Raw genomic sequence first — 16,722 nt, 5'->3', positions numbered from 1 at the left:
CCGTCCAGCCGGAAAACTGCAGCTCCGGGTGTTCTTGGGAGTCGTGACAAGCGCCTTCCTCGCACACTAGGGTGCGCGCCGTTGGACGAACCGATGGGGAGGCTGTGATGGCCGGGACGGACGAGGACGCCGTCGCCGCCGCGGACGACGCGCTCTATGTGCTGACGGCGGTGCTGCTGACGCCGGCGAAGTTCCCGAGCGTGCTGGGCGACGACTATCCGGAGGCCTGCGCGGCGCTCGGTCTGGCACCGCTGGCGGACGGATACGGCCTGGTGATCGGCCAGGACGGCGGCGGCGCCCGGTGGACGGTCGTCGTCGACGACGTCTCCCTGGTCGCCGTCGCCATCGCGTCCTGGGACTGCGGCATGGAGTACGACCTGTCGCCCGACGAGCGCACAGTCGTGGCCGCCCTGCCCGGCTGGCCGCTCGCGGTCGCCGTCGCCGCGCCCGGGGTGCCGGCGCCGCACGATCCCGATCCGGACGCCGCCGACGGCCCGCCACTGACGCCGCCGGACACGTCCACGTGGGGCTCCGCCCAGCGGCGTCTGGGCGCCGACGAGATCGCGCTCCAGTGGGCGATGTGGCGCGAACAGATCGATGACACGAACTTCGCGAGCCCGAACGGCGGGTCTGCGGTGAGTGACGAGGGCGACAAGGCCGTGGACGGCAGGACCACGGCCGTCAGCACCACGGACGGCTTCACCACCGACGGCGGCCTGCCCCAGGACGGCGTGACCACGAACGCGGGCGCCTCGGCCCGCGATGCCTCGCCGGACAAGGCTCCGGGCGATGAGGCTGCGGGGGGCAGCACAGCCGGCGACAGCGCTGCGGGCCACACGGCTGCGGAACCCTCCGCCTCAGGTGCGGCCGGCAAGGAAGCCTCCAAGGGCCACAGCGGCGTCCGGCGTGTCCTCGCCGAGGCCCGCGCCTACGTGGATTCGCCGCCGCCCCTGGGGCGCGTCCGGTCGTCCTTCGCGTCGGGCGACGCGCGGACGCTGCGCGCCGACGGTCCCGGCTGGTCACTGGTCGCCAGGACCGACGACATCGCTTTCGTGCTGCTCGACGACGAGCCCGGGGAGGTCCTGCCGGTGGGCCGGGGCCCCGAGCTGCCTGGGCTGCTGGAAGCGCTCGACAAGATGGCCGTACGTCCCAGCTGAGCCCCCGCACCGCACCGTCCGGGCCTGTCGTGCTCCCGGCCGGTGCGGGTGGGTCAGCGCCCGAGCTCCTTGCGGGTGACGCGGCGCAGCCGGCGCCGCTGTGAGGGGTCCAGGGTGAGGTACGCGGCGGCCGGGACTCCCACGATGATCAGGAACGAGGCCCACCAGGGCAGCCAGAACAGCAGGAGCAGCCCGACCGCCACTCCCCCCGCGGCGATCTTCGCGTTCTTCGACATGTACGTCGCCTCCTTCGCGGCGGTTGCCGCTCTCTGTCCAGGAAACGGGTCCGCGCTTCCCGCAGTTCCGCACCGCGACCCTGAGACATCCCTGAGACCTTGCCCTGAGGCACCCCGGATGCGCGTCGCCTAGCGGTCCGCCCGCAGCGGCTCGCCCACCTCGTGCATGTGGCTCAGGGCCTGTCGGTAGGAGTCGACGAGTCCTGTCTCCGTGTAGGGGATACCCAGATCCCGGCAGTGGGCGCGCACCAGGGGCTGCGCGAGGCGCAGATGGGGCCGGGGCATGCTGGGGAAGAGGTGGTGCTCGATCTGGTAGTTGAGGCCGCCGAGGAACCAGTCGGTGAGGCTACCGCCGCGGACATTGCGGGAGGTGAGCACCTGGCGGCGCAGGTGGCCCCAGGACTCGCCGTCCGGGTCCGGCATCTCCATGCCCTTGTGGTTGGGGGCGAAGGCCATCCCCAGGTGCAGGCCGAACAACGCCTGGTGGAGGGCCGCGAAGGCGAGCGCCTTACCGGGGGACATGGTGGTCAGCAGCAGCGCGGCGTAGGCAGCGACGTGGCTCACCAGGAGGGCGCCCTCGACGACCCGCTCCCCCGGTTCCTGTCGGCGCAGGTCCCGGAAGCCCTGGATCTTCAGGGCGATGCCCTCGAGCAGGGTGAGCGGGAAGAACAGCCAGGCCTGGTGGCGGGTGAGCCGGCGCCTGAAGCCGGTGCGTCCGGTCGCCTGCTCGCCGCTGAAGACGAGGACGTCGGCGGCGACGTCGGGGTCCTTGTCGATGTGGTTGGGGTTGGCATGGTGGCGGTTGTGCTTCTGGTTCCACCAGGAGTAGCTCATCCCGAGCAGCAGGTTGCCGTGGACGAGGCCTATGACGCGGCCGGCCGTCCTGTCGCCGGTGATCTGCGCATGGCCCGCGTCGTGCCCTATGAAGGCGGTGCGGGCGCAGAACACGGCCAGGAGCGGGGCCAGCAGCAGGGTGCGCCAGGAGTCGCCGGACAGGGCGACAGCCGTGACGAGTCCGGCGAGAGCGAGCGCATTGAGGGCTACGGTCCGGGCGTACCAGCCATGGCGGCGGTCCAGAAGGCCCCGGGCCTTCACCGCGCGCAGGAGGGGGGCGAACTCGCTGCCGCCGGGCGAGGGGCCGGACGTACCGCGCGGGCGGGGTGCGACGGTGACGGTGCTCTGGGACATGTCCGGGCTCCGGCTCTCTCAGGAAACGTGCTGACCTGAGGAAACGTACGGACCGGCGACCTGTCGCGACCATGTGGCGGCCCCCCGTCTGCGTGCGGGGGTCAGCACCGGGCCGACAGGGGGGTTGCCGACACCCCCCGCGCGACCTGTGTTTCAGGCCGCTGCCACGAAGGCCCGAGTGGTGATGTACCCTCGACCACCCCGACGACGTAGTCAAGTTTGAGGAGTCCCGCGATCTCTGTGCAGAGAGTTCCCGCGGCATCACCGTCCGAGATCTCCGAACTGGCCTCGTGCCGCGCCGTGTTCGTGCCCGGCGACCCGGCCCGCACCGGCCGTGTGGCCTTCTGGCAGCCCGACGGCGCCCCTCCTCCCGCTGTCGCGGCGGGGACGGTCGAGGACCTCGCGCTCGTGACGCCCGGCGACGACGGTGTGGAACTGGTCGAGCTCCCCGCGGTGTTGCTCCCGGTCCGCGTCGCCCTGCCGGTCCTCACGCGTGCGCGTACCTCCCCGCACGGGCACCGGGCCACCGTCTTCTGGGGAGCTGCGGCCGTGCTGGCCCTGCAGTGCGTGGCGCGCGGGCTGCTGCTGCCCGGCCTGTCCGCCACCGACCACGACGCCTGGCGGGTGGGCCCCCTGGGCCCCGACGATGCCGAGCGGGTGCGCAGGCTGGCCGCGGCCATGCCGCCCGAGGCGCACGCCGTACCGCTGAGCACCGCCGAGCCGCTGCGGCTGCCCGAGCCCGAACAGCTGCTGCGCGCCTTCCTGGACGCGGTCGCCGACGCCCTGCCCCGTTCTCCCGCGGCGCCCCTCGTGACGGGCGGACCCGCCTACGCCGCCCAGGACCCGCGGCACGTACCCGAGCAGCGGGCGTGGGCGGCGGATGTCGCCGCGGGCCACGACGCGGACGTACGGGTCTCGTTGCGGATCGAGGTGCGCGGCCTGACCGATGGTGAGGCGCCCGCCTTCCGGGCCGTGCTCCAGGTGCACAGCGTGAGCGATCCGACGATCGTGGCGGACGCCGCCGACGTATGGGGCGGGGCCACCGCCTTCGGCCCCCACGCGCGGATGGACTGCCTGCTCGCGCTCCGCAGGGCCGCACGCGCGTGGCCCCCGCTCGCCCCGCTGCTCTCGGCGGCCGTCCCGCACGCTGTCGAACTCGCCGACGAGGAGATCACCGATCTGCTCGGAACGGGCGCACACGCGCTGTCCGACTTGGGCGTAGCGGTGCACTGGCCGAAGGACATGGCCAGAAGGCTCACCACGCGCGCGACGGTCGGTCCGCCGGACGACCACGACCGGGGGTCGGCGGACGCTCCGTCGTTCCTGTCCGCCGACGCCCTGCTCGCGTTCGACTGGTGGTTCGCACTGGGCGACCAGCAGCTCACGCGCGAGGAGCTGGACCGGCTCGCCGAGGCCAGCCGGCCTGTGGTGCGGCTGCGTGACCAGTGGGTGCTCGTCGACCCGCGCGAGGTACGCCGGGCCCGCGCCCGGCAGGACCACAAGGTGACGCCCGTCGACGCCCTGAGAGCCGCTCTGACGGGCTCCGCCGAGGTCGACGGCCATCCGGTCGACGTACAGCCCACCGGGTGGCTGGCGGCCCTGCGGGACCGGCTGGCGGACCCGGAGGGCCAGGAGCCGGTCCCGCAGCCCGCCGCGCTCGCCGCGCCCCTGCGGGACTACCAGCGGCGGGGCCTGAACTGGCTGGCCCGTATGACGTCCTCGGGTCTCGGCTGCTGTCTGGCCGACGACATGGGACTCGGCAAGACGATCACCCTGATCGCGCTGCATCTGCACCGGCAGACCGACCCGGCGAGCGCGGGCCCCACCCTCGTGGTGTGCCCGACCTCCCTGATGGGCAACTGGCGGCGCGAGATCGAGAAGTTCGCACCGGGTACGCCCGTGCGCCGCTTCCACGGTCCGCGCCGCGAGCTCGACGGCCTGGCCGACGGGGAGTTCGTGCTCACCACGTACGGCACGCTGCGCCTGGACGCGCCCCGGCTCGCCCAAGCCGCGTGGGGGATGGTCGTCGCGGACGAGGCGCAGCATGTGAAGAACCCGTACTCGGCGACCGCCCGGGAGCTGCGCTCGATCGGGGCACGCGCACGCGTGGCGCTCACCGGAACCCCGGTGGAGAACAACCTGTCGGAGCTGTGGGCGATCCTCGACTGGACGACTCCGGGGCTGCTGGGCCGGCTCGGCACCTTCCGGGCCCGGTACGCACAGGCCGTCGAGAGCGGTCAGGACCCGGCCGCCGCGGAGCGTCTGGCCCGGCTGGTGCGCCCCTTCCTGCTGCGGCGCCGCAAGTCGGATCCCGGAATCGCCCCGGAGCTGCCGCCGAAGACCGAGACCGACCGTGCCGTGTCGCTGACGCCGGAGCAGACGGGCCTGTACGAGGCCGTGGTGCGCGAGACCCTGGCGGAGATCGCGGGGGCGGACAGCATGGCGCGGCGCGGCCTGATCGTGAAGTTGCTGACCGGGCTGAAGCAGATCTGCAACCACCCGGCGCAGTTTCTCAAGGAGGAGGAGCCGGTCGTCGTCGGCCGTTCCGGCAAGCTGGAGCTGTTGGACGAGCTCCTCGACACCATCGTCGCCGAAGGGGCGAGCGTCCTGGTGTTCACGCAGTACGTGCGTATGGCCCGTCTGATCGAGCGGCATCTCGCGGCGCGCGGCCTGCCGTCGCAGTTCCTGCACGGCGGGACGCCGGTCGTCCGGCGCGAGGCGATGGTGCGCAGCTTCCAGGAAGGTGAAGTGCCCGTGTTCCTGCTGTCGTTGAAGGCGGCGGGCACCGGCCTGAATCTCACCCGGGCCGAGCACGTCGTGCACTACGACCGCTGGTGGAACCCGGCCGTCGAGGCGCAGGCCACCGACCGCGCCTACCGCATCGGCCAGACGCGCCCCGTGCAGGTGCACCGGCTGATCGCCGAGGGGACGGTCGAGGACCGTATCGCCGACATGCTGCGCCGCAAGCGGGAGTTGGCCGACGCGGTGCTCGGTTCCGGCGAGGCGGCACTGACCGAGCTGACGGACGCCGAGCTGGCCGAGCTGGTGGAACTGCGAGGGGGCGCACGATGACCGGGCACGAGGGTGACAGGGAGCGCACGTTCGCGGCGCTGCCTCCCGCGCAGGGGCGGGGTTTCGCGCAGACGTGGTGGGGCCGGGCCTGGTTGCGTGCGCTGGAGGACGCCGCGCTCGACACGGGGCAGGTGAAGACGGGCCGCGCACTCGCCCGCGCGGGCGCGGTGGGCGCGGTCTCGGTACGTCCCGGGCGCATCACGGCCGTCGTGCAGAACCGTGATCGCACCACGCACCGCGCCGACGTCCTGCTGGCCGAACTGCCGGCCGAGCAGTGGGACCGCTTTCTCGACATGGCCCTCGAACGTGCCGGGCACGTCGCGGCGCTGCTGGACCGCGAGATGCCGCCGCATCTGGTGGAGGACGCGGCGGCCGCCGGCATCGAACTCCTGCCGGGGCTGGGCGATCTGGAACCGGAGTGCGACTGCGGCGCCTGGGACCACTGCGGGCACACGGCAGCCCTCTGCTATCAGGTGGCCCGCCTGCTGGATCAGGACCCCTTCGTGCTGCTGCTGATGCGCGGCCGGGGCGAACACGCCCTCCTGGAAGACATACAGGCGCGCGGTGCCGCGCCCGCGGAGGAAGCTCCGGGACCGGAGGGGGTGGATGCCGCCGAGGCGTACGCGGCCGGCGACATCCTGCCGCCGCTGCCCGCGCCCCCTGAACTGCCCGAGGAGCCCGGCCTGCCGCCCTCCTTGGACACCGAGGCCCCGCCGGGTCCGGGACTCGACCCGGTCGCCGTCCGTCATCTGGCCGGCCGGACCGCCGTAGAGGCACATCGGCTGCTCGCGGTGGCGCTGCGTCAACGGTCCTCCGAACCGCTTCCTCCCGTAACAGAACTGACGACCGCCCAGGACGCGGTACGACTTGCCGTTGCCGCGCCCGACCAGGCACTGACGGAGCGGCTCGCCGGCGGATCGGGACGTGACCCGCGGTCGCTGGCGGACGCCACGCGCGCGTGGGAGCTCGAGGGCGCGGACGCACTGTCCGTGCTGGAAGACCAATGGGAGCCTTCGGGCGCCGCGCTCGCACGCGCGCGTGCGGCTCTGGACTCGGCCTGGGACGAGGACGAACGGCCGTCGCTCACGGCAGACGGCAACCGGTGGACGGTCGTCGGCGCCCCGGCCCAGGTGCGCCTGGGCCGGGACGGGCGGTGGTGGCCGTACCGCGAGGAAGGGGGACGCTGGATGCTCGCGGGCTCCGCGGCCCTGGACCCGGCGACGGCTCTGGCTTCGGCGGAGCCCGTCTCAGCCGAACCGCAGCGGTAGTTCGACCAGGCCCCTCAGGAGGGTGTTGCTGCGCCAGGCCAAGCTGCCCGGGTCGGTCGCGAAGGCGAGCGCGGGCCGGTGGCTCAGCAGCAGACGCACGGCCACGGTCGCCTCCGCGCGGGCCAGCGGGGCGCCCAGGCAGTGGTGCGGTCCGTGGCCGAATCCCAGGTGTGCGCGCGTGGCGCGGCGCAGGTCGAAGCGGTCGGGGTCGGGATAGCGCAGGGGATCGCGGGAGGCCGCGGCGAGCGAGATCTGCACGGAGTCCCCCGCCTCGATCCGGGTGCCGTCGATATCGAGCGGCTCGGCCGCGAAGCGGAACGCGGTGGCGTGGACGGGCGAGTTGTAGCGCAGGGACTCCTCGACGGCCGGCCCGGTCAGATCCGGTTCGGCGCGGAGCAGGGCGAGTTGGTCCGGGTGGGCCAACAGCGCGTGGACGGTTCCGGAGATCAGGTCGACGGTCGTCTCGTGGCCCGCGACGAGGATCAGGAACGCCATGCCGAGGATCTCCTCGGAGGTGAGGTCCTCGGCTGCCACGAGGTCACCGAGCAGGCCGGACGCCCTCCCCTCGCGTCCTCGGGCGATCAGATCGGTGAGGTACTCGGTCAGTGCGGCTCCGGCGGTGGTCGCCGCCTCGGGCGAGGTGGGCCTGACCAGTTCGTCGGACCAGGCGTGGAACACCTCGCGGTCGGCCGCGGGCACGCCCAGCAGGCCGCAGATCACCGCGACGGGCAGCGGCAGCGCGTACCGGGCGACCAGATCGGCCGTACCCCGCTCCGGCAGTGCGGCGAGGAGGTCGAGCGCGATGGCTTCGATCCTCGGGCGCAGCGCGGCGACGCTCCCGGCCGTGAAGTGGGCCGCCACCAGCCGGCGCAGCCTGGTGTGCTGCGGAGGATCGGTCTGGAGCAGGTTGCGGCCGACCGCGTGTCCGCCGTCGCTCCGCCAGGAGGAGGAATGCCGGATGTCGTTGCGCAGACGGGGGTCGGTCAGCGCCGCTCGCGCCGCGTCATGGGCGACGACGAGCCAGCTCTCACCGCTTCCGGGGACGAGGACGCGATGCACGGGGCCTTTGGCCCGCAGCGCGGCGTAGAACGGGTACGGGTCCGAGGCCGATTCGCGGCCGTCCGGGGCCGGTTCCTCCAGCATGGGCGCGGGCATGGTGCTTCCTTTCGGTCGTGGTCGTCAGGCTTACGGCGTCCCGGTCCGGCCTCTATCGCTCGGCGCGCCAGACCGCGTTCACCGAGGCTGCGAGTTCCGTCGCCTGGGCGTGGCCGGCCCGGGCGGCCTCGGGACCGCGTGCGACGGAGGTCAGGTCGCGGCCCATGGCACGGCGTGCGGTGCGGTCCGGGGTCACGAGAGTGACGTGGGCGCCTTCGGCGGCAAGGGCCGCCGCTTGTTGTCCGGCGCCGGGATGGGGCCCCACGGCGGCCGGGACCGGGGCGATCGCCAGGACGTGGTGATGGCCGCGGGCGAGGTGGACGTTGGCCGTGGCGCGACTGCCTCCGTCCATCCAGCGGCGCCCGGCCACGGTGACGGGAGGCCAGATCACGGGGACCGCGCAGCTTGCGGCGACCGCTTCGAGGAGAGTCACGCCCGAGTCGGCGTCGAAGGCTGTCAGGTGTCCGGACAGGGCTTCGACGGCCGTGATCCGCAGCGCGTGGTCGGGCCAGTCCCCCGCGTTGTGCAGCAGGGAGCGCAGCGTGTCGAACACCTCGGACTCGGGGCCCGTACGGGCCTTCAACGCCGTTCGTCCCAGGCGCTGTACGGAGCGCTGCGGGTCGCGGGAGCCCAGCGCGGCCCACAGGAAGCGGAGTGTCTGGCCGAGGCTGACGCGGAGGTCCACCTGGTCGGCGCCGACCAGTTGGCGTTCGTACAGCTCGCGCGCCGACTCGCCGGCGAGGAGACGCGAACCGAAGATCGCACCGGCCGAGGTGCCGATCACGACGTCCGCGCGGGTCGGGTCGACACCGGCGTCCGACAGGCCCGCGAGAACTCCTGTCATCCAGGCTCCACCGACGGGGCCACCCCCGCCGAGGACGAGTGCCGTACTGCCCACGCCCCACCCCCTCCCTCGAAACGGGGAGTACTCCCCATTTACTTGGTAGACGATAGCATCAACCGGGGAGCACTCCCCAGTAGTGCGGGAGGGCGATCATGACGGACGACGTGACGGCGCCGGTACGGCGCCGCGATGCGCGCCGCAACCGGGAGTTGTTGGTCGAGGCTGCTCACGAGGTGTTCACGGAGCAGGGGCTGGAGGCACCTCTGGACGTGATCGCGCGGCGGGCGGGGGTCGGGAACGCCACGCTCTACCGGCACTTCCCGAGTCGCGCGGCACTCGTCGACGCGGTCTTCCGTGACCCGCTGACAGGCACCATGGCCGCCGGCGAGCAGGCCCGGGCCGCCACGGACCCCTGGGAGGGACTCGTCGGCTACCTGGAGGCCGTGTTCGCCGTGCTGGCCACCGATCGCGGCACGAACGACCTGATGACCACCCACCTCGAGGGCGTCGAGTCCTTGCAGGCCGTGCACGCCCACAACCGGGCGACGATGGACCTGCTGCTGCGTCGGGGCCACGAAGAGGGAAGCATCCGCGCGGACGCCACCACCGAGGACGTCCTGTTCGCGCTGGCCGCGCTCGGCCGGGCCGTGCCCTCCCTCGCCACGGCCGCCGGTCCCGAAGCCTGGCGCCGCCCCCTCGCCCTGCTCCTCGACGGCCTGCGCGCCTCGCCCGCCGTCGCCCCCCTGCCCTCCCCGGCGCTCACCGCGGACGAACTCGGCGATGTCCTTCAGGGCTTGGGACCACACCGGGCGCCGCGCAGCTCCCCGGAGTGAGCGAGGGCGGGACGGCGGTGCCCCGTGTCACGCCCCCGCCCCGCCGCCTGCGACTCACCCGATCAGGGACGGCAGCAGCGATTCCAGGTCACTCGGGAACTCGCTGGGGATGTCGCTGGGAAGCTGCGACGGGAGCCGGCTCGGCAACTCGCTGGGCAGCTGAGTGGGCAGGCTGAACGACGGCTTGGGCGAACCGCTTCCACTGGTCTGCGAGGAGGCCGGGCTCTTGTCCGGCGAGTCCTCGCTGCCCGACGCCATGAGGACCACGACGGCGACGGCCACGGCGACCGCGATCACGGTCAGCAGGGCGAACAACGGGCCGCGGCGCGGTCGAGGAGCGCGGGGGCCGCGGCCGGCCGGGGTGTGGCCGACGGGCGGTATCGGCTGGGTCGACGGCATACCGCCGTACTGATTCGAGCCGTTGCGCCCGAAGTCGTCAGGAGGTGGTCCGAAGCCACCGCCCGGAGGCGGTGTGTCACCCGGCGGTCCGGGCGGCTGGGGCGGTACCGGCGGCATGGCCATACCGTCCAGACTCGCCTCGAACCGGTCATGGGGCGACCCCCACGCGGAGGTTGATACCGGCTCATGCCGTGGATCGCATGATTCCGGAACATTCCACGCAGGGGTCGCAGCCGGTCCGCACGCGCGCGTGCCGTCGGCGGAGGCCACTCACGGCCGACGCCACACGCGCGTGGGCTTTTGATCAGCCGCGCGCACCCAGCAGGTGGTCCATGGCGAGCTGGTCGAGCTGCTCGAAGGCCATCCCGCGGGCCGCGGCCGCCTCCACGTCGAAGTCCTCGAAGGCACTGCGGTCCGCGAGCAGCGACTTGAGGCCGTCCGCCGCCGTCTGCTGCGCCAACTCGTCCAGACGCGAGGCGCGCAGCGCCTCCTGGACCTGCGGGTCGGCGCGGAAGGCGGCCGCACGCTCCTTGAGGATGAGGTAGTTGCGCATGCAGCCCGCGGCCGACGCCCACACACCGTCGAGGTCCTCGGTCCGCGGCGGCTTGAAGTCGAAGTGCTTCGGACCGGCGTAACCGGCGCTCTCCAGGAGATCGACGAGCCAGAAGGCGGCACGCAGGTCACCCGCGCCGAAGCGGAGGTCCTGGTCGTACTTGATGCCGGACTGCCCGTTGAGGTCGATGTGGAAGAGCTTGCCCGCCCACAGGGCCTGCGCGATGCCGTGCGGGAAGTTCAGTCCGGCCATCTGCTCGTGACCGACCTCGGGGTTCACGCCGTACAGCTCGGGGCGCTCCAGGCGCTCGATGAACGCGAGCGCGTGGCCGACGGTGGGCAGGAGGATGTCGCCGCGCGGCTCGTTCGGCTTGGGCTCGATGGCGAAGCGCAGGTCGTAGCCCTGCTCGGTGACGTACTCGCCGAGCAGGTCGAAGGCCTCCTTCATGCGGTCCAGGGCGACGCGCACGTCCTTGGCCCCGCCGGACTCGGCGCCCTCGCGGCCGCCCCAGGCGACGTAGGTCTCGGCGCCGAGCTCGACCGCCAGGTCGATGTTGCGGATCGTCTTGCGCAGCGCGTAACGGCGCACGTCCCGGTCGTTGGCGGTGAACGCGCCGTCCTTGAAGACGGGGTGCGTGAAGAGGTTGGTGGTCGCCATCGGCACCTTCATGCCGGTCGCGTCCAGGGCCTCACGGAAGCGCTTGATGTGACCCTCGCGCGCGCTGTCGGACGCTCCGAAGGGGATCAGGTCGTCGTCGTGGAAGGTCACGCCGTGGGCACCGAGCTCGGCCAGGCGCTGCACCGTCTCGACCGGGTCGAGGGCACGGCGGGTGGCGTCGCCGAACGGGTCCCTTCCCTGCCAGCCGACGGTCCAAAGGCCGAAGGTGAACCTGTCCTCGGGGGTGGGCTGGTAGTTCATGACGCGGCTCCTTGCTGCTCCGGACTATTTCGTCATGGCGGTTTACAAATTAGTATGCACACACGTCTCCGGGAAGAGACAAGGTGTCTTCAGGGGAGACATCAGCCGCATCAAGATCATGAGCCGCGCAAAAAGGGAGAGCCCGATGTCAGCAGCCGAGGGTCCGCTCGTCGTCGGCGTGGACACGTCCACCCAGTCCACCAAGGCCCTGGTGGTCGACGCGGCCACCGGCCAGGTCGTCGCGCGCGGCCAGGCACCGCACACCGTGTCCTCCGGAGCCGGCCGGGAGAGCGACCCGCGCCAGTGGTGGGACGCCCTGTCCGAGGCCCTGCGCCAGTGCGGGGACGCCGCGCGCGAGGCCGCCGCGGTCTCGATCGGCGGCCAGCAGCACGGCCTGGTCACGCTGGACGCGCAGGGCGAGCCGGTGCGCCCGGCCCTGCTCTGGAACGACGTCCGCTCCGCGCCGCAGGCCAGGCGCCTCATCGAGGAACTGAGCGGCCCGAAGGCGTGGGCGGAGCGGACCGGAAGCGTGCCGGGCGCCTCCTTCACGGTCACGAAGTGGGCCTGGCTCGCCGAGCACGAGCCCGAGGCCCTGCGCGCCACGAAGGCCGTCCGGCTGCCCCACGACTACCTCACCGAGCGGCTCACCGGGGAGGGCACGACCGACCGCGGCGACGCCTCCGGCACTGGCTGGTGGGCGTCCGCCACGGAGTCCTACGACAGCGAGATCCTGGCGCACGTGGGCCTCGACCCCGCCCTGCTCCCCCGCGTGGTCCGGCCCGGCGAGGTGGCCGGCACCGTGCGCGACGGCCATGACCTGCCGTTCTCCAAGGGCACTCTGGTGGCCCCCGGCACCGGTGACAACGCGGCCGCCGCGCTGGGCCTCGGCCTGCGCCCCGGTACGCCGGTGATGAGCCTCGGCACCTCCGGCACGGTCTACGCCGTGTCGAAGCGGCGCCCCACCGACCCGACCGGCACCGTGGCGGGCTTCGCCGACGCCCACGGCGACTGGCTGCCGCTGGCCTGCACCCTGAACTGCACGCTCGCCGTCGACCGCGTCGCCGCCCTGCTGGGCCTGGACCGCGAGGCCGTGGAGCCGGTCTCAGGGGTCACCCTGCTGCCCTACCTCGACGGCGAGCGCACCCCGAACCTGCCGAACGCCTCCGGGCTGCTGCACGGCCTGCGCCACGACACCACCGGCGGCCAGCTCCTTCAGGCCGCCTACGACGGCGCCGTACAGGCACTGCTGGGAGCGCTGGACCTGGTGCTCGACGAGGACGCGGACCGTTCGGCACCGCTGCTCCTGATCGGCGGCGGCGCCCAGGGCACCGCCTGGCAGCAGACCGTAAGGCGGCTCTCCGGGCGGCCTGTCCAGGTGCCCGAGGCCAAGGAACTGGTCGCCCTCGGCGCCGCCGCGCAGGCCGCGGGACTGCTGACCGGCGAGGACCCGGGCGCGGTCGCCCGGCGCTGGAACACGGCCGCCGGGCCGGTGCTGGAAGCCGTTGAGCGGGACGACGAAACGCTGGCCAGGATCGCCGGGGTACTCTCCGACGCGGCGCCGCTGCTGGAGCGGGGGACCTCTGAGAAGTGAGGGAGGCATGACCGCACCGCTGCACGACGCCCACCCGGCGGGACCAGGGCGCGGCCTGCCCGACACCCAGCAGGGCATGCGCCGCCGCAACCTGGCCCGTGTGATGCACACCGTGAGCGCCGAGGGGCCGCTGTCGCGTGCCGCGGTCGCCTCGCGCATCGGCCTGACCCGGGCCGCGGTGTCGACCCTCGTCGACGAACTCATACGCTCGGGGCTGCTGGAGGAGCTCGGCCCCGAGCGTCCCGGCCGGGTGGGCAGGCCGGGTTCCGCGCTCGCCGTGAGCGGGCGCGGGCCTGCCGGGATAGGCGCCGAGGTCGGCGTGGACCACCTCGCGGTGTGCGCGGTCGACCTGCGCGGCCAGGTGCGCTCCCGGGCCGTGCGGTACGGCGCGAACCGGGGCCGCTCACCCGAGCCGGTGATCGCGGAACTGGCCTCCCTGGTCAGCCAGGTGGTGGCGGAGGGGGAGGGCGAGGGCCTGTGGCCCGCGGGCCTGGCGGTGGCGGTGCCCGGTCTGGTGGCGCGTGACGTCCGGACCGTCGTCCGCGCCCCGAACCTCGACTGGCACGACACGGACCTGGGCGCCCTGCTGCCCCAGGACCTCCCGCTGACCGTCGGCAACGAGGCCAACTTCGGCGCGCTGGCCGAACTCTGGCTCGGCGACGGCACCCCCCATGACTTCCTGCACGTCTCGGCGGAGATCGGCATCGGCGCCGCACTGGTCGTGGACGGGCAACTGCTGCGCGGCACCCGCGGTTTCGCGGGCGAGCTCGGCCATGTCCCGGTCCACCCGGACGGCCCCCGGTGCCCGTGCGGCGGGCGCGGCTGTCTGGAGCAGTACGCCGGCGAGGAGGCGGTGCTGCGGGCGGCCGGTCTGGAGCCGGGCGAGGACCGGGTCGGACTGCTCGCGCAGCACGCGGCCGACGGCGACGAGGCCGTACGGGGTGCCCTGCGCGAGGCCGGACAGGCACTCGGCATCGCGCTGACCGGGGCGGTCAATCTGCTGGACCCCGAAGCCGTGGTGCTCGGCGGTGCGCTGGCCGGGCTCGCGCCCTGGCTGCTGCCCTCCCTGCGGGACGAGCTGGCCCGGCGCACAGCGGGTCCGGCCTGCCCGGTGTCCGTGTCCGGCCTGGGTTCGCAGGGGCCGCTGCTGGGGGCCGCGCACTCGGTGGTACGGGCCGTGCTGGACGACCCCGCGGTTGTGGGCGAACGGGCCTGACCCCCTGTCAACTCACCCCATCGGGTGATCGGGTTATCCACATTCCCGACGTCGTCCACCGGAACGTCCAGTGCCCCTGCCCCCAACCGGCGTCCGCCGTACCGTCATTCACGCGAGGCATGCGGCTGCCGTGCACGATCGGTCTCCGCGAGGTCCTGATCGTTCGCGACACCAACCACACCCCGTGGCGAAGATCCGCGAGGAACGGCTGTCGGCGCGCGAGACTCACCGCGGAGCGCACGACCGGCTCCGTGAGACCGCGGTGACCCCGCTTGGCTGAACACCGCTGAGGCGAAAGGCACTTGACCCATGGAACGCGCCAGACCACCGCTCGACAGACGGCGCCTGCTGAAGGGGGCCGTGCTGGCCGCCGTACCGTACGCACTGCTTCCCGAGACCCGCGCCGGGGCCGCCCCGCAGCCCGTCGACCATCCGCTCGCCGAGTGGCAGCCGGCCACCACGTCCAACTTCACGGCATCGGACCGCCCCTGGTCCTACCGGGTGGACCGGGTGGTCGTCCACGTCACCCAGACCACCTACACCGACGCCCTCGACATCTTCCGCAACCCGGCGAAGGCGGTGTCCGCCCACTACGTCGTGCGATCGGCCGACGGTCATATCGCGCAGTGCGTGCGGGAGGCGGACGTCGCCTGGCATGCCGGGAACTGGGACTACAACACCCGCAGTGTCGGCATCGAGCACGAGGGCTGGGTGGACAAGCCGGCCTACTTCACCGAGGCCCTGTACCAGGAGTCAGCGAAGCTGACGGCGGGGATCTGTGACAGATACGGCATCCCCAGGGACCGCGCGCACATCATCGGGCACTACGAGGTGCCGGGCACGGACCACACCGACCCGGGCCCCTCCTGGGACTGGGACCGCTACCTGCGCATGGTCCAGGCCGTGTAAGCCGCGCATCGTTCGGGTGAGGCCGGTCCAAGAGGTTGTTTGCGCGCGCACCGGGAGTGACGATGTTCCCACCGCATCGCGTTCCGGGGAGGCCGAGTTGACCGATCCATGGGTGGCCCTGGAGCCGGGGACCGACCTTGCCGAGCAGGTCAGGTTGCTGCGGCGCGCGCATGAGACATTCACCGAGGCAGGCACGGTGCAGCGGCCGGTGCGCCCGGTGGTGGCCGACTCGTGGCGGCGTTCCGCGCGGGCCGGTGTCGGGCCCGACGGGACGGCGGACGTCGAACTCAGCGACGGTGACCTCGGTGCGTACCGGGCCGAGCATCCGCTGGCACGGGTCATGCCGTTGTTCCGCGAGCTGATGGGGACCTTCGCCTCCGACGGGGAGCATCTGCTCGCGGTGTGCGACGAGCACGGCAGACTGCTGTGGGTCGAGGGCCACGCGAGGACCCGACAGCAGGCGGAGTGGATGAACTTCGTGCCGGGTGCGCGGTGGGCGGAGAACGCCGTCGGGACGAACGCCCCCGGTACGGCGGTCGCGGTGGACCGTCCGGTGCAGGTGTTCGCGGCCGAGCACTTCATCCGCCGGGTGCAGCCGTGGACCTGCGCGGCGGCGCCGGTGCACGATCCGCGGACCGGGCGGGTGCTGGGGGCCGTGGACATCACCGGCGGGGACGGGCTCGCGCATCCGCACAGCCTGGGCTTCGTCCAGGCGGTGGCGCGGGCCGCCGAGTCCCAGCTGGCGCTGCTCCTCCCCCACCACCGGGCCACCGACACACCTGAGCTGAGCGCACTGGGCCGGGACGAGGCACTGGTGGTCGCCGGCGGCCGCAGGGTCAGGCTCAGCCGCAGGCACAGCGAGATCCTGGTGCTGCTGTCCCGGCATCCGGAGGGTCTGACCGGGGACGAGCTGTCGTGCGCGCTGTACGAGGACGAGTCGGTGACGCCGGTGACGCTGCGGGCCGAACTGGCGCGGCTGCGCCGGGTTCTGGGACCGGAGCTGCTGGCCTCGCGGCCGTACCGGCTGACCGTGCCGGTCGAGTCGGACGTGGCGGTCGTCGAGCGGCGGCTGGAGAGCGGGGCGGTCGCGGCGGCCGCGGCGGGGTACGCCGGACCGGTGCTGCCGGCCTCGCAGGCTCCGGCGGTGGCGCGGCTCAGACGCCGGGTCGCGGACGGGCTGCGGACGGCGTTGATCGCCGGCCGGGATCCCGACCTGCTGGCGGACTGGGCACACGCTCCGTGGGGCGAGGACGACGTAGAGGTGTGGCGGGCGCTCGCGGCCGTACGGCCCACGGCGACTGTGCTGGCCCGGCTGGCCGCGCTGGAGTCGGAGCTGGCCGCGCCGACGGCAACGTGGTTGCAACGTCCGCGGTCCTAGCCTCC

General features: G+C 73.2%; 14 protein-coding genes. 8 read left to right on the top strand and 6 right to left on the bottom strand.

Annotation, left to right across the window (positions count from 1 at the left end):
- Positions 1-107 precede the first annotated feature (107 nt).
- A complete protein-coding gene (locus D1369_RS35955) occupies positions 108-1,157 on the top strand; it encodes a hypothetical protein (protein WP_118082840.1) in 1,050 nt (349 codons plus the stop codon).
- Between the two features lie 53 nt (positions 1,158-1,210).
- Here the strand turns inward: D1369_RS35955 and D1369_RS35950 are convergent, their stop codons facing one another.
- Positions 1,211-1,393 carry a hypothetical protein gene (locus D1369_RS35950; RefSeq protein WP_037899104.1) on the bottom strand — a complete coding sequence of 61 codons (183 nt, stop codon included), beginning with the start codon at positions 1,391-1,393 and terminating at the stop codon, positions 1,211-1,213.
- 129 nt (positions 1,394-1,522) lie between these two features.
- Positions 1,523-2,581, bottom strand: a complete 1,059-nt coding sequence (locus tag D1369_RS35945) for an acyl-CoA desaturase (RefSeq protein WP_007380311.1) — start codon at positions 2,579-2,581, stop codon at positions 1,523-1,525.
- A gap of 240 nt (positions 2,582-2,821) precedes the next feature.
- Here D1369_RS35945 and D1369_RS35940 point away from each other — a divergent pair, with 240 nt between their 5' ends.
- Positions 2,822-5,653 (top strand): DEAD/DEAH box helicase, encoded by a 2,832-nt coding sequence (locus D1369_RS35940; protein WP_118082839.1) that lies wholly within the window; start codon positions 2,822-2,824, stop codon positions 5,651-5,653.
- Complete coding sequence (locus D1369_RS35935; protein ID WP_118082838.1) at positions 5,650-6,921, top strand: SWF or SNF family helicase; 1,272 nt, start codon at positions 5,650-5,652, stop codon at positions 6,919-6,921. Before D1369_RS35940 ends, D1369_RS35935 begins: the two co-directional genes overlap by 4 nt.
- Here the strand turns inward: D1369_RS35935 and D1369_RS35930 are convergent.
- Both D1369_RS35930 and D1369_RS35925 read right to left on the bottom strand, forming a co-directional pair.
- Positions 6,901-8,076, bottom strand: coding sequence for a cytochrome P450 (locus D1369_RS35930; RefSeq protein WP_118082837.1), 1,176 nt, complete (start codon positions 8,074-8,076; stop codon positions 6,901-6,903). The two genes, D1369_RS35935 and D1369_RS35930, sit on opposite strands and share 21 nt — an antisense overlap.
- Before the next feature lie 52 nt (positions 8,077-8,128).
- Positions 8,129-8,974, bottom strand: a complete 846-nt coding sequence (locus tag D1369_RS35925) for a patatin-like phospholipase family protein (RefSeq protein WP_007380314.1) — start codon at positions 8,972-8,974, stop codon at positions 8,129-8,131.
- 98 nt (positions 8,975-9,072) lie between these two features.
- Here D1369_RS35925 and D1369_RS35920 point away from each other — a divergent pair, with 98 nt between their 5' ends.
- Positions 9,073-9,753: a TetR/AcrR family transcriptional regulator gene (locus D1369_RS35920; RefSeq protein ID WP_118082836.1), complete on the top strand. Its 681-nt coding sequence runs from the start codon at positions 9,073-9,075 to the stop codon at positions 9,751-9,753.
- Between the two features lie 54 nt (positions 9,754-9,807).
- Here the strand turns inward: D1369_RS35920 and D1369_RS35915 are convergent, their stop codons facing one another.
- Positions 9,808-10,269, bottom strand: coding sequence for a hypothetical protein (locus D1369_RS35915; protein ID WP_240436116.1), 462 nt, complete (start codon positions 10,267-10,269; stop codon positions 9,808-9,810).
- Between the two features lie 187 nt (positions 10,270-10,456).
- Positions 10,457-11,623, bottom strand: coding sequence for a xylose isomerase (gene xylA / locus D1369_RS35910; protein ID WP_007380316.1), 1,167 nt, complete (start codon positions 11,621-11,623; stop codon positions 10,457-10,459).
- A 145-nt stretch (positions 11,624-11,768) separates the two neighbouring features.
- On the opposite strand from xylA, the gene xylB reads away from it, so the two are divergent.
- From xylB to D1369_RS35885, 4 genes are all read left to right on the top strand, one after another.
- Entirely contained in the window at positions 11,769-13,214 is a 1,446-nt protein-coding gene (gene xylB, locus D1369_RS35905; protein ID WP_118082835.1) for a xylulokinase, read from the top strand.
- Positions 13,215-13,221: 7 nt separating this feature from the next.
- Positions 13,222-14,430 carry an ROK family transcriptional regulator gene (locus tag D1369_RS35900; RefSeq protein ID WP_037899106.1) on the top strand — a complete coding sequence of 403 codons (1,209 nt, stop codon included), beginning with the start codon at positions 13,222-13,224 and terminating at the stop codon, positions 14,428-14,430.
- A 309-nt stretch (positions 14,431-14,739) separates the two neighbouring features.
- A complete protein-coding gene (locus D1369_RS35890; RefSeq protein WP_007380318.1) occupies positions 14,740-15,339 on the top strand; it encodes an N-acetylmuramoyl-L-alanine amidase in 600 nt (199 codons plus the stop codon).
- A 97-nt stretch (positions 15,340-15,436) separates the two neighbouring features.
- Positions 15,437-16,717, top strand: coding sequence for a GAF domain-containing protein (locus D1369_RS35885; protein WP_037899110.1), 1,281 nt, complete (start codon positions 15,437-15,439; stop codon positions 16,715-16,717).
- Positions 16,718-16,722 lie beyond the last annotated feature (5 nt).

The organism is Streptomyces sp. CC0208, from assembly GCF_003443735.1.
GTDB classification, from domain to species: domain Bacteria; phylum Actinomycetota; class Actinomycetes; order Streptomycetales; family Streptomycetaceae; genus Streptomyces; species Streptomyces sviceus.
The sequence above is the reverse complement of the archived record's forward strand: the minus strand, read 5'-3'. Positions and strand labels throughout refer to the sequence as shown.

What these genes read in the sequence shown, in the direction of transcription:
- D1369_RS35955 (WP_118082840.1), top strand. Translation starts at nt 108, where the DNA reads ATGGCCGGGACGGACGAGGACGCCGTCGCCGCCGCGGACGACGCGCTC.
- D1369_RS35950 (WP_037899104.1), bottom strand. Translation starts at nt 1,393, where the DNA reads ATGTCGAAGAACGCGAAGATCGCCGCGGGGGGAGTGGCGGTCGGGCTG.
- D1369_RS35945 (WP_007380311.1), bottom strand. Translation starts at nt 2,581, where the DNA reads ATGTCCCAGAGCACCGTCACCGTCGCACCCCGCCCGCGCGGTACGTCC.
- D1369_RS35935 (WP_118082838.1), top strand. Translation starts at nt 5,650, where the DNA reads ATGACCGGGCACGAGGGTGACAGGGAGCGCACGTTCGCGGCGCTGCCT.
- D1369_RS35930 (WP_118082837.1), bottom strand. Translation starts at nt 8,076, where the DNA reads ATGCCCGCGCCCATGCTGGAGGAACCGGCCCCGGACGGCCGCGAATCG.
- D1369_RS35920 (WP_118082836.1), top strand. Translation starts at nt 9,073, where the DNA reads ATGACGGACGACGTGACGGCGCCGGTACGGCGCCGCGATGCGCGCCGC.
- D1369_RS35915 (WP_240436116.1), bottom strand. Translation starts at nt 10,269, where the DNA reads ATGCCGCCGGTACCGCCCCAGCCGCCCGGACCGCCGGGTGACACACCG.
- xylA (WP_007380316.1), bottom strand. Translation starts at nt 11,623, where the DNA reads ATGAACTACCAGCCCACCCCCGAGGACAGGTTCACCTTCGGCCTTTGG.
- xylB (WP_118082835.1), top strand. Translation starts at nt 11,769, where the DNA reads ATGTCAGCAGCCGAGGGTCCGCTCGTCGTCGGCGTGGACACGTCCACC.
- D1369_RS35900 (WP_037899106.1), top strand. Translation starts at nt 13,222, where the DNA reads ATGACCGCACCGCTGCACGACGCCCACCCGGCGGGACCAGGGCGCGGC.
- D1369_RS35890 (WP_007380318.1), top strand. Translation starts at nt 14,740, where the DNA reads ATGGAACGCGCCAGACCACCGCTCGACAGACGGCGCCTGCTGAAGGGG.